General features: G+C 42.7%; 14 protein-coding genes, 4 tRNA genes and 1 other RNA gene. 17 read left to right on the forward strand and 2 right to left on the reverse strand.

Annotation, left to right across the window (positions count from 1 at the left end; genetic code table 11):
- The first annotated feature begins 2 nt into the window (after positions 1–2).
- The 10 genes from pal (at position 3) to DU002_RS11060 (ending at position 5,523) form a co-directional block, all read left to right on the forward strand.
- Positions 3–545, forward strand: coding sequence for a peptidoglycan-associated lipoprotein Pal (pal, locus tag DU002_RS11015; RefSeq protein ID WP_114338448.1), 543 nt, complete (start codon positions 3–5; stop codon positions 543–545).
- A gap of 12 nt (positions 546–557) precedes the next feature.
- Entirely contained in the window at positions 558–1,295 is a 738-nt protein-coding gene (gene ybgF / locus DU002_RS11020) for a tol-pal system protein YbgF (RefSeq protein ID WP_114338449.1), read from the forward strand.
- A gap of 120 nt (positions 1,296–1,415) precedes the next feature.
- Positions 1,416–1,491, forward strand: a tRNA-Lys gene (locus DU002_RS11025).
- A 90-nt stretch (positions 1,492–1,581) separates the two neighbouring features.
- Positions 1,582–1,657 (forward strand) — tRNA-Lys (locus DU002_RS11030).
- A 29-nt stretch (positions 1,658–1,686) separates the two neighbouring features.
- Positions 1,687–1,762: transfer RNA gene (locus DU002_RS11035), tRNA-Lys, on the forward strand.
- A 138-nt stretch (positions 1,763–1,900) separates the two neighbouring features.
- Positions 1,901–2,938, forward strand: a complete 1,038-nt coding sequence (nadA, locus tag DU002_RS11040; protein ID WP_114338450.1) for a quinolinate synthase NadA — start codon at positions 1,901–1,903, stop codon at positions 2,936–2,938.
- Between the two features lie 101 nt (positions 2,939–3,039).
- A complete protein-coding gene (locus tag DU002_RS11045) occupies positions 3,040–4,287 on the forward strand; it encodes a M48 family metallopeptidase (RefSeq protein WP_114338451.1) in 1,248 nt (415 codons plus the stop codon).
- Positions 4,287–5,108, forward strand: a complete 822-nt coding sequence (locus DU002_RS11050) for a hypothetical protein (RefSeq protein WP_114338452.1) — start codon at positions 4,287–4,289, stop codon at positions 5,106–5,108. Before DU002_RS11045 ends, DU002_RS11050 begins: the two co-directional genes overlap by 1 nt.
- A 153-nt stretch (positions 5,109–5,261) precedes the next feature.
- Positions 5,262–5,349, forward strand: a tRNA-Ser gene (locus DU002_RS11055).
- A gap of 50 nt (positions 5,350–5,399) precedes the next feature.
- Positions 5,400–5,523: non-coding RNA, RtT sRNA (locus tag DU002_RS11060), on the forward strand.
- A gap of 215 nt (positions 5,524–5,738) precedes the next feature.
- Here the strand turns inward: DU002_RS11060 and DU002_RS11065 are convergent.
- Together DU002_RS11065 and DU002_RS11070 are read right to left on the reverse strand one after the other, a co-directional pair.
- Complete coding sequence (locus DU002_RS11065) at positions 5,739–7,013, reverse strand: O-antigen ligase family protein (RefSeq protein WP_158538033.1); 1,275 nt, start codon at positions 7,011–7,013, stop codon at positions 5,739–5,741.
- Positions 7,014–7,166: 153 nt separating this feature from the next.
- Positions 7,167–7,727 carry a hypothetical protein gene (locus DU002_RS11070; RefSeq protein ID WP_147271840.1) on the reverse strand — a complete coding sequence of 187 codons (561 nt, stop codon included), beginning with the start codon at positions 7,725–7,727 and terminating at the stop codon, positions 7,167–7,169.
- Between the two features lie 701 nt (positions 7,728–8,428).
- On the opposite strand from DU002_RS11070, the gene DU002_RS11075 reads away from it, so the two are divergent.
- The 7 genes from DU002_RS11075 to DU002_RS11105 all read left to right on the forward strand — a co-directional run bounded on the left by DU002_RS11075 (position 8,429) and on the right by DU002_RS11105 (position 15,686).
- Positions 8,429–9,166 carry a WecB/TagA/CpsF family glycosyltransferase gene (locus DU002_RS11075; RefSeq protein WP_114338455.1) on the forward strand — a complete coding sequence of 246 codons (738 nt, stop codon included), beginning with the start codon at positions 8,429–8,431 and terminating at the stop codon, positions 9,164–9,166.
- A 29-nt stretch (positions 9,167–9,195) separates the two neighbouring features.
- A complete protein-coding gene (wcaK, locus tag DU002_RS11080) occupies positions 9,196–10,443 on the forward strand; it encodes a colanic acid biosynthesis pyruvyl transferase WcaK (RefSeq protein ID WP_114338456.1) in 1,248 nt (415 codons plus the stop codon).
- Positions 10,443–11,681 (forward strand): glycosyltransferase, encoded by a 1,239-nt coding sequence (locus DU002_RS11085; RefSeq protein WP_114338457.1) that lies wholly within the window; start codon positions 10,443–10,445, stop codon positions 11,679–11,681. The genes wcaK and DU002_RS11085 overlap by 1 nt, the downstream gene beginning before the upstream one ends.
- A complete protein-coding gene (locus tag DU002_RS11090) occupies positions 11,671–12,972 on the forward strand; it encodes an oligosaccharide flippase family protein (protein ID WP_114338458.1) in 1,302 nt (433 codons plus the stop codon). Before DU002_RS11085 ends, DU002_RS11090 begins: the two co-directional genes overlap by 11 nt.
- Before the next feature lie 18 nt (positions 12,973–12,990).
- On the forward strand, positions 12,991–13,839 hold the full coding sequence (locus DU002_RS11095) for a glycosyltransferase family 2 protein (protein WP_114338459.1): 849 nt from the start codon (positions 12,991–12,993) through the stop codon (positions 13,837–13,839).
- Complete coding sequence (locus DU002_RS11100) at positions 13,839–15,098, forward strand: O-antigen ligase family protein (protein WP_114338460.1); 1,260 nt, start codon at positions 13,839–13,841, stop codon at positions 15,096–15,098. The genes DU002_RS11095 and DU002_RS11100 overlap by 1 nt, the downstream gene beginning before the upstream one ends.
- Positions 15,099–15,173: 75 nt before the next feature.
- Positions 15,174–15,686: a serine acetyltransferase gene (locus DU002_RS11105; RefSeq protein ID WP_114338461.1), complete on the forward strand. Its 513-nt coding sequence runs from the start codon at positions 15,174–15,176 to the stop codon at positions 15,684–15,686.
- Positions 15,687–15,688: the final 2 nt, after the last annotated feature.

Raw genomic sequence — 15,688 nt, forward strand, 5'->3', positions numbered from 1 at the left:
GAATGCGTCTCAAAGATCTGCTTAAGGGTGTTGTTGTTGCGCTGCCACTGTTTGCTTTGATGGCTTGTTCTTCTACTTCTGATGAAGTAGATACAACGTCAGAAACTGCGACCACTGAGCAGACAACTACGGTGGTTGAAGATACTACGACTGAAACCAACGTAGTTGAGCCAGTATTGACGCCTGAACAAGAGCGTGAAATGCAGCAGGCAGAACTGCGTAAGCAGCACATCATCTACTTTGAATTTGATCAGGCAACGGTGCAAAACCGTTTTGCTCAGATCCTGGATGCACACGCCGCCTACCTGCGCGCTAACACTCAGGTGAAAGTATTGATCGAAGGTCATGCAGATGAGCGTGGTACGCCAGAGTACAACATCGCCCTAGGCGAGCGTCGTGCTAAAGCCGTGGCTATGTACCTGCAGGGTTTGGGTGTGCTTGATTCACAAATCTCTATCGTCTCTTACGGTGAAGAGAAGCCTGTTGATACCAGCCGCACTGAAGCCGCATTCGACAAGAACCGCCGTGCAGTTCTGGTCTACTAAGAAGTAAATACTATGAAGTACGCAGTTATAGGCGTACTGCTCAGTGTTTCCTTGATCCCGGCGCAGTCTCTCGCAGAGCCTGCGCCGGTTAAGGATCTGGGGGGGGCTTCGGAGCAGAAGGTCGCCGCGTTAGAACAGCAGTTGGTGCAAAGTAATCGCTTGCAACTCCAGACGCAACAGAGCCTCCAAGCTTTGCAATCCGAGGTGGATGAGCTAAGAGGTATGCTGGAAACACAGAATCACCAGATGCAGCAGATCTTGCAACGTCAGCGTGAATTGTATCAAGAGTTGGACCGGCGGTTGGCGAATAGCCCGGTGACAACGCCTACTGTGCCTGACAGCACCGCGGGTGGAGTTAGTCCGGCGGAGGGTTTGACTGAAACTGCTGCGTATGAAAAAGCCGTTAATCTGGTTTTAAAAGATAAGCAGTATGATCAGGCGATACCTGCTTTTTATGATTTTATTAATCAGTATCCGGCATCGGACTTAACCCCCAATGCACGTTATTGGTTAGGTCAGTTGTTGTTTAATAAAGGTCAACGTAAAGACGCTAATGCGCAGTTTGAAGCCGTGGTAAACCAATATCCTAATTCACCTAAGCGTGCCGATGCGATGTTGAAAATGGCAATGATCTCGCAACTGGACGGTGACAATACCGGTGCGAAGAATTGGTACAACCGCGTGATCAAGGAATATCCAGATTCTCCTAGTGCACAAATTGCTCGAACTAAGGTTTCTTCGCTCAAATAACAAGCGAACGCGTTGAAAAGTGTGAAAAACAGCAAATAAGCTATTGCAACCGGCTGCCAAATAAGTATTATTAGCCGCCGTCGCCGAGGGGGGCTAAGCTTAATCCTCGAGGCGCATGATGGGTCGTTAGCTCAGTTGGTAGAGCAGTTGACTTTTAATCAATTGGTCGCTGGTTCGAATCCAGCACGACCCACCATCATTTCTCAGTTTGCTGAGAAAAAAACAGGCCAGATACACCAACCTCTTGCCTGTTATCATACCGCAAGGTATCGCGAGAATTTGAGTTGGGTCGTTAGCTCAGTTGGTAGAGCAGTTGACTTTTAATCAATTGGTCGCTGGTTCGAATCCAGCACGACCCACCATCTCAAATTACCGTTTTAGCTTTTAGAATGGGTCGTTAGCTCAGTTGGTAGAGCAGTTGACTTTTAATCAATTGGTCGCTGGTTCGAATCCAGCACGACCCACCATTCTAGATACTCTCCTCCACACAATACCTCGTTTTAAAACTGCTGCTATTTCTATCTTTAATCGTTAGAGCCATTGGCGTTCGTGTAGTTGCTTCGCGTATAATCTCAGCTATTGAAGTGACCATGAGTAATTCCGTAATGAGCCAGATCGATATTCTCGAGCAGTCTAGCTATCCGTTCCCGCCAAAGCCCGTTCCGTTAAGTGAGTCTGAGCAATTGGCCTATAAAGAACGTATTAAGCAGTTGCTCAAAGAGAAGAATGCTGTCTTGATAGCCCATTACTACACCGATCATGAGATCCAGGCGTTGGCTGAGGAGTCAGGTGGGTTTATCGGCGACTCTTTGGAAATGGCTAAGTTTGGTGCTAACCATCCCGCAGACACTGTGATTGTTGCCGGTGTGCGCTTTATGGGGGAAACAGCCAAAATTCTCAGCCCAGAAAAGCGTATTTTGATGCCGACGCTTGAAGCCACCTGCTCTTTAGATCTTGGTTGTGAAGAGAATGAGTTTGAAGCTTTTAAAGCGCAGTATCCTGATCACACCGTGGTTGTTTATGCTAATACATCTGCAGCCGTTAAAGCTAAGGCTGATTGGGTAGTGACCTCAAGCATTGCATTAGATGTGGTTGAGCATCTTGATAGTGACGGGCAAAAAATACTATGGGCACCAGATCGCCATCTGGGCTCATATATTGCCAAACAAACCGGTGCCGAGATGGTGATGTGGCAGGGGGCCTGTATTGTTCATGATGAATTTAAGAGTCGGGCTCTGTTGGATTTGAAAAAACAGTACCCAGATGCAGCTGTGCTAGTGCATCCTGAATCGCCGGCGAGTGTGGTTGATATTGCGGATGCTGTTGGCTCGACCACGCAGTTGATTAAAGCCAGCCAAGCGCTACCAAACACACAATTTATTGTTGCGACAGACAAAGGGATCTTTTACAAGATGCAGCAACTGTCACCTGAGAAGGAGTTCATTGAAGCGCCTACCGGTGGTAATGGCGCAACCTGCCGCAGCTGTGCTCATTGTCCGTGGATGGCGATGAATGGGCTTAAGGCGGTCGAAGAGGCTCTTATCGGTGATACTGAAGGGCACGAGGTGTTTGTTGAGGACGAGCTCCGTGAGCAGGCGTTGGTGCCGCTTAATCGCATGGTGAATTTTCAAAGCACGCTTTGATCTCTGTCTTATTTCTATTCGGCTGGTGGTTGTAAATCGGATTGGGTCTGGATATTCTGCTTAATTAGTTTTTAACAAAAAAATAACAAAGCAGTGTTAACATGGAAGTCTCTCGTTTTTTTCTAGCCGTGGCCGTAATAGCCTTATTCGTTAACGGGTGTACATCAACTGCACATCACGTCAGTGATGTGCAGAGCAGCCCGAATAGCTTTGGCTTGTTGCCAGGTGAGCATGAAGTTATTTCACGTTCCGACGGTATGCACAAAGAGCTTTCCGAAAACGGCGTGCTACTTGCTGCTGATAATGAGTTACAAACCTACCTAGATACGCTGCTTTTTAGCTTGCTTTCCGCTGAAGAAAGGCAGGCGAATATTTATCACATCTATTTGACTCGTTTACCCGACTTCAACGCATTCGCCATCGCTAATGGCAATATTTATCTGAATATTGGTTTGGCTGCCGGCCTAAAAAGTCCGGAACAACTCGCGTTTGTGATGGCTCATGAAATTGAGCATATCAATCGGCGCCATTCCTATAAAACGTATTACGACACCAAACAGTCCTTGGAGCTAGCAAGTACGCTGGATATTCTTTTACTGGGTACCAAGCTTAGCTATCTAGGAGCCTACAGTTCCCTTGCTTCTACCAGCCGGGAGTTTGAACTGGACGCTGATACGCAAGCGTTAGCTAGATTGCAGCGTGCAGGATATGCAACGTGCCTCGGGCCATCGGCGTTAATGCGAATTAAAGAGGTGATGCCAGCTAGTAATAATGCTGATTCGACGTTTGCATCCCACCCGCATATAGACCTTCGTATTGAGGAGCTGTCGGCATATTACCGAACGGACTGTTCGAATGATAAAAATCAAAAAGAGTTTAAGAAGATACGGCAGAAGATTTTCGCTTTAGCGATTGAATCAATGCTGCATAGTGATCTGCCCTTAATGGCGCAGAGAACACTTTCTTATGCTCCGGACTTGCTGCCCGGCTGGAAAGCCCACCAATTGGCAGCACTATTACATTTTCAGTTGGCACAACAGCCCATAGCTGCTGGTAAAGAAAAGGCTGCATGGCAAGGACGCGATTTTACTGATGAGGATGCTGCGCCTTATCAATCGGCTGTGGAAGAGAACTCAGTGATTGCTATCACAGAGGCTAAGGCGGCGCTCGCCCTTAATCCTAATGAAGCGCAGCTTTATAAGACGCTGGGGACGGTAACTTACTATAGCGAACCGGTGGAAGCCATCGCTGCTTTTCAAAACTACTTAGCGCTAAAACCCAAGTCACGTGATGCCAAGTATGTGCGCTATCAAATTGAAAAATTGATGAAAACGAAGGAAGTGTTGTAATGAAGTGGGTGCCAAAGCATTGTTTAGTTGCTCTTTTAACACTGTTATTTGCTGCTGGCTGCGCGCAACAGCAAACCTCTGTCAGGGCGCATCCTGATTTTGCGAATAATAAAGTCAATATTGAGCGCGTTGCAGTAGTACCTCCTATCGTTGAATTTCATACGGTGGAATTTTCCGGTGAAGGGGTGAGGAACTTAGAGCAGGAAGCAAGGTTTGAAAAGTTGCTTATTGAGCGAGCAGTATTAGCATTGCAAAATCGCGGCTACACACCCGTGGTAGTCGATAGGGAAGAGGTTAGTCATGAGCTGGCTAACTTCAATGTCGATTTAGGAAAGCTGCGGGAGCAGTATCAGCAAGCGAGTGAGCGTTTGTACAAGCAGCACCATGTGAGCTTTGAAGAGTCGGTGTCTTTTCAAGAGTCAGTCGGCGAGGCTGCCTCGATTGTGGCCAGCTATGCCGATGCTGATGCAGTATTGTTAATGCGTTACAGTGGCTTTGAGAAAACTGGCGGCGCATTGGCTAAAGATGTCGCTGTGAGCGTACTTGTGGGGTTGCTAACGGGGTATGTCCCAGTTCAAGAAGCGGAAGGGGAGTTTATCGAAGTCGCGGTACTTGATGGCATTACTGGGAACGTATTGTGGGTGAATGCGGCGAGTAAAGCCCAGGCAAATAATTCAGCACTACCCGAAGCGTTTGCCGCGTTACAAGATGATATTGACCCTCTACCGGGCGAGGCACCTGTATCGGTTAATGCCGAATTGACAGAAGCTGATGTTGACTTGGTTGAAGAATCATCAGAAACGAAAGAAATCAGCCTTTAACCCCTACTTTATGCATCGACCGCGTTGACGCCGTCGATGCATTTACTTAATATACGCCGCGCCTTAAGGGCTGGTTTTGTTGTAGATTAATGGTTTTTTTATTCCGCAACGCATAGTGAGCTGACACGCTAAACAGCAGACAATTTGTAAATTGGTGAGGTGTCCGAGTGGCTGAAGGAGCACGCCTGGAAAGTGTGTATACGGCAACGTATCGAGGGTTCGAATCCCTCCCTCACCGCCATATTATAAAAGGCCGCTATAACTAGCGGCCTTTTGACTTTCTAAATGACGCAGCGATACCTCATGGGAGGGTGAGAACTCTCGTTGGGTTCGCGCCGAGCCTCGCGAGACAACATCGCGTAGCGATGGCCCGAAGGGAAGGCGCTAGCGCCGTATAATCCCTCCCTCACCGCCATTATTCAAGACCGCTGATTATTCAGCGGTTTTTTGGTTTAGGTGCCTAGTTGCTGCCGTGAGGTGGCACAATAAGGGGCACAATCTATGTCTTACTTGGTTAAATCCCGTCATCAAATCTGGTATTTCAGATGGCCAGTGACTCGTTCCGGAAAGTACCAACAAGTAAAACAAGCCTGAGAACAAGATGTAGGATGTTAGGAATTGCCGTCCAGGCTACTGCTTTGACCATCCTTTTTGAGGCATGTATCTTACAGTCACAGCAAGAGTTAGTAGTGTGATAAATGTAAGGGCATTTGCTGGTGCTTGAAGATTAAAATCGACAAAAGAATGAATGAGCATCCCTATGATTGCCATACATATTCCAAAAGCTAGACCTTTCATCGTTTGACTTTGTCTCGTCCTCATAGTCTGTACGCATAAAATTAGCGCAAAAAGAACGCTGATGGATACAATTCCCAAAGCTGGTAAACCATACTCAACAGCTATTTGGAGGTAGTCATTGTGGGCGTGATCATAAAACCCTCCAACGTCAGTCTGTTGAAAACGGTTGAAAGCGGTGTAAAAGCTTCCCGCGCCAAAACCAAGTAGTGGATTCTCACTGATCATAGGAAGTGCTTGTTGGATAACTTCATCTCGTGACTCGGCTGTGATGCTGGTTTGTTTAATTCTCTCCTCAACATTTTTTAGTCCGACCAATGACCCAACAACTAAAATATCAACAATAAGGAGAGATATAATGAAATAAACCAGTGCCTTAGGCCTGGATTTGTATGTGGTTAGTGCAATAAGGCTGGTGAACAGAAGACTGGTGAAGAAAGCGACATTTCCCATGCGGGAGCGGGTCAGGACGATACCAATAACAATCAAAATTAGCCCGCTGCGAAGCACCATCTTTCGACCGGTCATTGCTCGTAGAAGTTCGTACATTTTTACTTTCGTTGAATGATAGTACCTATTTTTGAACTGGCTGATCATGAGGCCTATTCCAAATGATCCGCAAAGCAGTAGATAATTCGCTAAATGATTGTGATAGATAAAGGAGCCGCTAGCTCTGTCTGTAATGTCGACAGCGAAAATAGGCGTTTTCTCTAAACCTGAAAAAAGTAATGTTGCAGCATAAAGGACTTGCAACACTGCTGAACAAACTAGCGCCGTGGCAATGAGTCTAAGTCTGCGAGGTGAATGAGTAAAAAAAGCAATACAAAAACTGAAAGCTATATAGCTGATGCCTAGTAAAGCGACTGACTTCGTCCTAGCAATATCTTCGGTATAAAGAGCGGCTGATGAACCAGCATTCACAGGCAATGCTGCAGAGGGGTTAAGTACTATTTGTATGATAGCGACAACAGGAAGTGCACTCAGACTAAGCCACAGAGGATAGAATTTTTTTAAGCGTTGAGCGTAATGATGGTAGTTAAAGTAACAGAGTGCAATGGCAGATAATAAAATGGAGAAAGTGAGAATTTCAATGATCGACCATGCCCACAACCTGTTGCTCCCTAGTGGTAAAGGTAGCCATATAAGTAGGAATAGCATTGTTGAAAATGCAAAACGATCAAGGTAATTGCTAACCACAGCGTTATCGACCTGACAAAAATAAAGAGCTCACTGGTGAGCTCTTTATTGTATTAGATTTAAAACCTAATTGGCAGAGATAGAACCACCGCCACCGCCACCGCCACCGACACCTAGATTCGTAGGGGCTGATAGTGGGGTTAGGTTATCGGAGGCGTCACCTGCCGCGGTGACAGGCGCAAGTGCTGTCGGGTCAACGCCGCCAAGAATTGCTGCCGTAATTAATGATGCTTCGTCTAGCCCTCGGTTGTAGGCTGTATCGTAGAGTGTCTGATAAGCATCGGGAGTGGCCATATCGAAAGCGGTCGCTAACACGCTATCTAGTTCTTCCATGCTTGAATGCTTTATGGCGGTAAGTGCCAACTCATTGGCGAGTGAGCCGCAGACGTTGATTGCAGCCGTTAGAAGGTCGCTGGCCGAAAATAGCTCAGCTTTTAGCTGCGCGGTTAGAACAGCTATAGCATCCTCTGTGCAAATTTCTTCCTGATCGTTTGCATAGAAAAGTCGTTCCAAGTTTAAAGTGTCGGCCACGCTGGGTTCCAACGGCGCAGTTTCCACTGCCCAAGCACTAATAGACGTGCTCATCAGTACGACTGTTAAACAGGTCGATATGACAGACTTCCGCATGTCCTGCTCCTCAATATAAGACATCATTGCATGGGGCTTCCCATGCATAACTGCTAATACAATAACATTGAATCAGCAAAAACGAAACAAAGTAACGCTACGAAAGCAAATGCGCCTCAAATGGTCAAAAAGACGCTTTTTGCACCATGACGGAGCGTTTGCGTTAATCAATCTATTTATGTATTAGCTTTTACTCTCGTTTTTATCAATAAAAACAGCGTGATCATTAGGTTTGTATCCGATCTGTTCTGTTTAATAATGATAGAGTGTTGCAGGTTGATGGTGGGCATGATTTGACAAATATTGTGATCGGTGGCACAGTTTACATGCTGTTAATAGAATGTTGCGATGATGCCGCTAACCCTTTGAATTTAGGGACTGTCATTTGCAGGGAAGATTGAGTACATGGAGTTTTATGGGGGCGCAACAGATGTACAGTCGATTTCCAAGGGATTGCCACATAATATTTGTTGCCGGATTTCTCTTCAGTTACCTCTCCAGTAGTATTTTCTCTAGCGATTTAGTTGTAACGAAACTTAAACATTTTTCTGATTATGTGCGTTTGTGTATGGAAATTGCTGGTAGCTATCGAAAGTTGCTGTTTTAGTGTGTGGTTTGGCTCTAGGTGATATAGGTAAGCTTTTTTGCTATGGCCATGATGGCTGTGTTGGTGTCTATAACTCGCGTTTTTATTGGAAGTAATGATGTTTAAGAATCTGAAAGCTACTTACCAGACATTGATCGAATCCATTACGGTGTTTCCGTCAAGTGAGGCTGCTGAAAGTTTGATTTCAGAACGAGCTGCTGAAGGCGTTGGCATGGTGATTAGCTTTGTAAATGCCCATGCTTTCAATATGTGCAGTCACGACAAAGAGTTTTTATCTGCCTTAAGTGCTAGTGATTTAGTGATGAGAGATGGCATCGGAGTCAAACTGCTATTTCGAATGCTCGGGAAGGACCCCGGATACAACCTTAATGGTACAGATCTTATTCCTAAGCTCTTAGCTAACAGCTTTAAAGGGAAAAAAGTTGCGATGCTGGGTTCTACAGATAAAGAACTTGTGATTGCAAAGGAAAAAATTGAAGCGATGGGGTTAAACGTGGTGCTGACCCAGCATGGCTTTTTGCCTGAGGCTGACTATCTAGCTTTACTTGAGGGGCTAGAGGTTGATGTGGTTCTGTTAGCCATGGGTATGCCAAAACAAGAAAAGGTGGCAGTTGCTCTTAAGTCTGAAAATTCAGCCATCTCTATTATTAATGGTGGTGCGATTGTCGATTTTATGGCTGGTAAAGTGAATCGTGCACCAAAATTTTACAGGGATAACGGGCTTGAATGGCTTTATCGTCTGGTGAGTGAGCCTAAACGCCTATTTAAGCGTTATGTTATTGGAAATTTTCTATTTATTATTCGTTCAGTTATATATTCGAATAGTAATTAATAATTAAAATTTAATTTATAAGTGATGATATGAAATTACTTCTTGTAGGGAATCATACGTGTGGTAACCGAGGCGATGCAGCTATTTTACGAGGGCTGCTAGCGGAATTGCGTGTTCAAGAGAGTGATGCAGAGATAGATATTCTATCTCGTTACCCTGTTAGCTCATCATATTTGCTTGGAGAAAAAGTAGTTCGTGATGAGTTGCATGTATATCATCAAAAAACTTATGGAAGATTAGATCAGATTTGGAAACGTTACAGTCGAAGGATACTTGCACGGTGGATGAACCGCTGTCGTCTAAATGACTCCAAGAAAACGTTACCTAAACATATTCTAAAACAGATCGAAGATAATAAAAAATATGATGCTGTAATTCAGGTTGGTGGTTCATTTTTTGTTGATCTTTACGGCGAGAGTCAATTTGAGCATTCACTATGCGCTATGTTGGCCTCTAAACCGATATACATGGTAGGTCACTCAGTCGGGCCTTTTCAGATTGAAGGGTATAATCGTCTTGCTGGAAGTGTATTTAAGGCAACCAAGGCGCTATACCTAAGAGAGGACGTAAGTCTGAAATTGATGCAAGATGCAAACTTCTCATTGGAAAATGTGCGTGAAGGATCTGACACTGCTTGGCTTGTTCCACCGAAGAAAGTTGCTTATCCATCGGAAATAAAATCTTTTATATCTAAGGGGCGAACGGTAGCTATTACTTTGAGAAAGCTAGCACCTTTTGATAAGCGACTAGGCGTTAGTCAAGAAGAGTATGAATTAGCCTTCTCTCGGATCGTAAACAGCCTAAATGACCAGGGATACCAGGTCATAGCATTGTCAACCTGTACTGGGATCGATAGTTATCACAACGATGATCGTATGATTGCTTACAGCGTTGGTCAGAATGTTACAGATAGCAATGCTTATCACATTGCTATGGATGAACTTAATGATGTGCAGTTAGGCTCTGTATTAAGTGATTGCGTGTTAACAGTTGGTACTAGGCTTCATAGCGCCATTATTTCCAAAAATTACGGTACACCAGCAATAGCCCTAAATTATGAACACAAGTCGTTAGGTATCATGCAGCAGTTGGGGCTTGAAGATTATGCGTTTGAAGTAAAAGCTTTATTTAGTGATGCGTTAGGTGAGCACATAACACACGTACTGGATAACATTGAGGTTGAAAAGGCTAGGGTTTCTACAGCGGTTGAAGCCGAACGTTGTAGAGGGAAACAGATGATTGCTGAAATAATTGAAGATATTAAGCAGGTGTCTTGATGAAAGTTACATATTTTCTTGGCGAGTTTCCGGTTAAAACTGAGACCTTTGTTATTAATCAAATCGCTGGGCTTATTTCCCAGGGCGCTGATGTTTCTATCATTTCGATTAGCAAAGGCGATATGGACTGTGATCATCCAGCGTTAATAAAATATAATTTGCTATCTCGATGCCGATTTTTACTAAGCGAAGAGCGTTCAGATTCTCAATCTAAAAGAAACATAAGAAGGCTGAAAGATATTTTTCGGACATATAAGTTTTTTCGAATTTTCAAGGCTATGTTTTCTTTTCGTAAATTAGGTAAATATGGACGTTCTTTGAAATTTCTTGCTGCGGCATCAGGAATTGACAAACCTATATCGTCGGATGTCTTTGTATGCCACTTTGGTTTTATTGGTGTTTTTGCCCATCGATTAAGGCAGTTAGGCGTAATAAGAGGAAAGATAGCAACGGTATTCCATGGCTATGATATGTCTCAAGCTGATTTGCTTGCCCGTCATAAGCAAGACTACATATCTCTATTTGAGCAAACAGAAGCCATGTTGCCGATAAGTGAACATTGGAAAGATAAACTAATCGACTTAGGATGTGCTGAAGAAAAAATATTTGTCAATCGAATGGGGATAAATTTAGACGATTTTGTAAGTAGAGAGTTTGGAAGAAAATTAAACGTCCCTATTAAAATTGTTAGCGTCGCCCGCTTTGTTGAAAAGAAAGGGATTGAATACGCGTTAAAGTCTATGCACGTTTTAAAAAACCGAGGCGTTGACTTTGTATATAAAATCATTGGCGACGGTCCTTTAAAAGAGAATTATGAACTCCTCATTAATAAATACGGTCTCAATGATGAAGTACACCTTCTTGGGTATATTCCACAAGAAGGAGTCAAAAAGCTATTGGATGATTCGGATCTGTTCTTATTGCCATCCGTTACGGCGAGTTGCGGGGATAAAGAGGGCATCCCCGTTTCGTTGATGGAAGCAATGGCCGTAGGGCTTATTACTGTCTCAACTAACCATTCAGGGATACCTGAACTAATCGATGATGGGGTTGATGGATTCTTAGCTAATGAACGCGATAGCGAAGCGCTGGCCGATATTCTTTGTGAAATTAACGGGAATAAGTTTGATTTAGAAGAGCTTCGTCGAAAATCTTTATTAAAAATTTCAACTAAGTTTAATCAGAAAAGTCTCTACGAAGAGCTTTTTCTAATATCAAAGAATATTTATGAGAATTAGAACAGAAGCCCTTTGGATATTAATATCTACCGGCATCGGCGGGTTGTCTCAACTTACTATATATGCGTTACTTTCAAGATCTGCTTCAGCTGAAGTCATCGGTCAGCTCGCTATTATTAACGTTGCGTTAGGCATTGCCTTCCTTTTACAGGATATGGGACTTTCTAGTTATTATATACATAGGCAATCAATTTCAGCAGAGCAGCGTTCAACATTGTTTGCCGTAAATACAGCCTTTGGCATTATATCTGCACTGGTCTTGGCTATATCATCTGTTCCGATAGGCTCTTTCTATGAATCAGATGCTATCGCGAACGGTTTAATACTGATCTCTTTGAATTTCTTTTTTTTAGGCGTTAGCGCACAGTATCAGGCAAGCTATATTAAATATCTAAAAAATGACAAGTTAGCAAAAATTGAAATTTTTTCAAAATTGTGTGTGTTATCTGTTTCTGCCTTTTTAATCGTTTATTTTAATATGGGACTTACAGGCTATCTGTATTCAATATTACTTGCGAGTGCTGTTAAGTTCTTTCTCCTACTAGGCTTTGCGGAAAAATCTTGGCATCCAAAACTTAAATTTGATAAGCAAGTAATTAGACCTGCCTTAAATTTTGGAGTATATCAACTTGGTTCTCAGGTAATAAACCAACTTAGAACCCAGGCCGATCAGTTGATAATAGGTAAATCGCTAGGGGTTGAATCTTTAGGTGTATACGCTCTTGCTAAAGAGCTTGTTATGCAACCGACAAAATTCGTTGGACCTATGGTATCAAAGTTGTTGATGCCACGTTTCGCGATGCTACAGTCGAATATGGATGAATATAATCGTTATTTCGATAAGGCTAGACTAATTCTGTGCTCGGTGAATACGTTTATATACCTATCTTTAGCTATATTTTCATATTTCTTGATTCCTGTGGTTTTTGGAGACGAATACTCTATAGCTATTGAAATCCTTATGATTATATTACTTGTGGGCTTACTACGCCCTGTTGGTAGTCTTTTTGGTGCGCTTTCTCAGTCTAAAGGGAAAAGCAATGTTGAGTTCTTTTGGAATGGATTTGCTAGTGTTATTTCTTTAAGCATTCTTTTAGTCGCTGCGTACATTGGAACAATATATGCTTTTGCAATTGCCATGGCTGTGACACAGTTAATTCTATCGCTTGTCTCTGGGCCATTTTTTTCCAGAAATTTAGTCGGCCTAAATATTGGGTCTCACATAATTATTATCGTGTCAATCACTGGGATATATGGTGCCGTCCTATCGGTATTCTATGCCACTATGTGATTTTTAAGAGAGAATGATATGAAGGTATCGGTATATATAACGACCTGTAATAGACTCGAATTACTTAAGCGGGCATTGAAGTCAGTACAAAATCAGACATATTCGGATATTGAAATCATAGTCGCAGACGACGGATCGAGTGATGGTACGAAAGAGTATCTCAACGATATCGATGACCCAAGAGTTAAGTACTTACATCATGAAAAACCGCTAGGGGCATGTGTTGGTCGAAACGAGGCGATCAAACTGTCTTGTGGAGATTATGTTACCGGTATGGATGATGATGACTGGTTTACAGAAGATCGCATCGAGAAATTTGTACAGTTTTGGGAGCAGCTAGAAGCTGACGAACAAAAAAAAGTAAGTGGTTTATATTCAGACACCATAGAATACCACCCAGGTGGTGAAGAGCTAAAAAGGTATCGAAAAAATAGCTGCTCATATCGGAGCCTCAGGCAAAGGAATGGTGTGGGCAATCAAGTGTTTGCTCCAAGAAATCGATTTGTTGATATAGGAGGATTCGACCCGAAAATGCCAGCTTGGCAAGATTGGGATTGTTGGCTTCGAATGGCCCAGAAGTTTGGTGATTTTGTTAATTGTGGCCATACGACCTATTTGGGGGATGCGACTCATGACTTAAATCGTATCACAGCAAAGAATCCTGATAAAATACGTAAAGCGCATACATTGTTATGTCAAAAGATGGGACATATGTCTTTTAAAGAAAGGCTGTTGCTGAATCAGAAGCTTGTCGATTACCGTCAAATCATCCCTAAATTACTTGAAACAATCGCAACTCTAGCTGTTGGTGATGTGCGATTGTTCGTTAGTTGTGTGAAAAGAATGCTTTTTGCGAGACATCAGTAATGGCTGGTTTTATGCGAAAAGCTAATTTTTCCAAGGTGCTTATTAGTTCGCATTTTTTGCTGTTGATTTTACTTACGCGTTGCTCACTTGATCCTATACTAAATATGACAAAAGTCGGTGGTATTGGTATCGGTGCTCTATTAAATTTGGCAGTGATTGGCTACGGCGTTGTTGTTTTTAGTAAATTCAGAAGAATGATTCCAACCTTTTTGGTTAAAGCATGGGGGATATTTCTGGCTTCAGGACTGATATCCATAATTATTTCGCCAGTTTTGTTGCAATCTTTTCGCTCTTTTGCTGCTGTTATTACCTATTTTGTTATCTTTTCTATTCCGTTTTTTCTCGTGAAGAGTCGTGACGATGCAGAGTTGTTACTGCGGTTGGTCATGGTTTCTTGTATTATTCCTATTACATATGGCTTGTTCGAGTTTATCGTCTTTGGCGGAACTCATTCACTTCAAGGTACTCGTATATTTTCTACGTTTTCTCATCCAAATATTTTTGCGTTTTATTTGGTTTTGATACTGTCTTTGTCTTTGTTTTTCCTGAAATCTACTCAATTCAAGATGTCTGTAACGTTTCGGAAGTGGATGCTAATTGTTGCAGTCTTCGGTTTTGTTTTACTTATTTTAACAAAGACAAGGAGTGCATGGGCAGCATTTGTCATGGTTATCCTCGTCTATGGCATTATGTCAGAAAAGAAATATCTAATTTATTTGGTCATAGCAGGCTTTGCTAGTATGTTGATACCTTCTATTCAAGACCGAATTGTAGATATATTTTCCGGGAATGATGCTGACTTAGTGTCCTCTGGAGAGGCTCTGAACTCACATGCATGGAGGAAAGTTGTTTGGAAATCATCCTGGAGTTACATTACCGATAGGCCGCTGTTTGGGCATGGTTATGATACGTTTAAATACTATTTTCTTGAGTTTTTTCCTTTGGAAGAAAATACAATGTTTGATGCTCATAATGTTTATGTTCAAATCGCCTTTGATATGGGGGTGATTGGCATTATTGGTTATCTTGGAATATTCATTTTTGTGCTGCGTAGGCTTTTTAGATATCGAAAGTTAGATCCGAAAGGTGGCGCTGTTTTAATCGGCTTAGTTACGTCCTATCTCCTCGTGGGTTATTCCGACAATATGCTTTTCTATCTATCATTTAATTGGTACTTTTGGTTGGTTTGTGGCGTTTTTTGTGCGTGTCAGAATTATTTGGTTCCTGATGTTGAATCTAAAAAAATTGTTTTAAGTTGAATTGATGTTGAATTAATAATTTTTCGGAAGTCATGACGCAGTTTATACTGGATTACTTTAGTGTTAGGGAGTGATATGAGTGCACTCAAGCGGGATGTTGAGCGATATGGTGGTTGGCGCTCTCTTTTTAGGGAGCAATCATTGTATAGTGTTTTGTTGTATAGACTTGGATGTCGTATTGATTCTATTTCTAATTCATTACTCCGAAGGCTTGCTTGTCTTTTCTATTTTCCGATATATCGTTTATTTGAAACGCTTACAGGAATAAGTATTCCCAAAGAAGTTGATATTGGTGGGGGGCTTCGTATTTGGCATTTTGGGCAGATATTTATACATCCTAAGGTTGTTATCGGTGAAAACTGCACATTGCGGCAAGGAGTTACGTTAGGTAATCGCCGGTCAGACGATGATGTTCCCGTGATTGGCAATAACGTTGAATTTGGTGCGAATTGTATTGTAATAGGAAGCGTTACTATCGGCGACAATGTAAAGATTGGCCCAATGTCTTTAGTGTTGGATGATTTACCCGATAATGCTGTTGCAGTCGGTAACCCGGCAAAAATTGTTAGGATTAGGAAGCAGGATTGAGA

Source organism: Corallincola holothuriorum, from assembly GCF_003336225.1.
Classification (GTDB): Bacteria; Pseudomonadota; Gammaproteobacteria; order Enterobacterales; family Neiellaceae; genus Corallincola; species Corallincola holothuriorum.

Bases quoted from the DNA above. Each gene is read 5' to 3' on its own strand.
- pal (WP_114338448.1), top strand. From the start codon at position 3: ATGCGTCTCAAAGATCTGCTTAAGGGTGTTGTTGTTGCGCTGCCACTG.
- ybgF (WP_114338449.1), top strand. From the start codon at position 558: ATGAAGTACGCAGTTATAGGCGTACTGCTCAGTGTTTCCTTGATCCCG.
- nadA (WP_114338450.1), top strand. From the start codon at position 1,901: ATGAGCCAGATCGATATTCTCGAGCAGTCTAGCTATCCGTTCCCGCCA.
- DU002_RS11045 (WP_114338451.1), top strand. From the start codon at position 3,040: ATGGAAGTCTCTCGTTTTTTTCTAGCCGTGGCCGTAATAGCCTTATTC.
- DU002_RS11050 (WP_114338452.1), top strand. From the start codon at position 4,287: ATGAAGTGGGTGCCAAAGCATTGTTTAGTTGCTCTTTTAACACTGTTA.
- DU002_RS11070 (WP_147271840.1), bottom strand. From the start codon at position 7,727: ATGCGGAAGTCTGTCATATCGACCTGTTTAACAGTCGTACTGATGAGC.
- DU002_RS11075 (WP_114338455.1), top strand. From the start codon at position 8,429: ATGATGTTTAAGAATCTGAAAGCTACTTACCAGACATTGATCGAATCC.
- wcaK (WP_114338456.1), top strand. From the start codon at position 9,196: ATGAAATTACTTCTTGTAGGGAATCATACGTGTGGTAACCGAGGCGAT.
- DU002_RS11085 (WP_114338457.1), top strand. From the start codon at position 10,443: ATGAAAGTTACATATTTTCTTGGCGAGTTTCCGGTTAAAACTGAGACC.
- DU002_RS11090 (WP_114338458.1), top strand. From the start codon at position 11,671: ATGAGAATTAGAACAGAAGCCCTTTGGATATTAATATCTACCGGCATC.
- DU002_RS11095 (WP_114338459.1), top strand. From the start codon at position 12,991: ATGAAGGTATCGGTATATATAACGACCTGTAATAGACTCGAATTACTT.
- DU002_RS11100 (WP_114338460.1), top strand. From the start codon at position 13,839: ATGGCTGGTTTTATGCGAAAAGCTAATTTTTCCAAGGTGCTTATTAGT.
- DU002_RS11105 (WP_114338461.1), top strand. From the start codon at position 15,174: ATGAGTGCACTCAAGCGGGATGTTGAGCGATATGGTGGTTGGCGCTCT.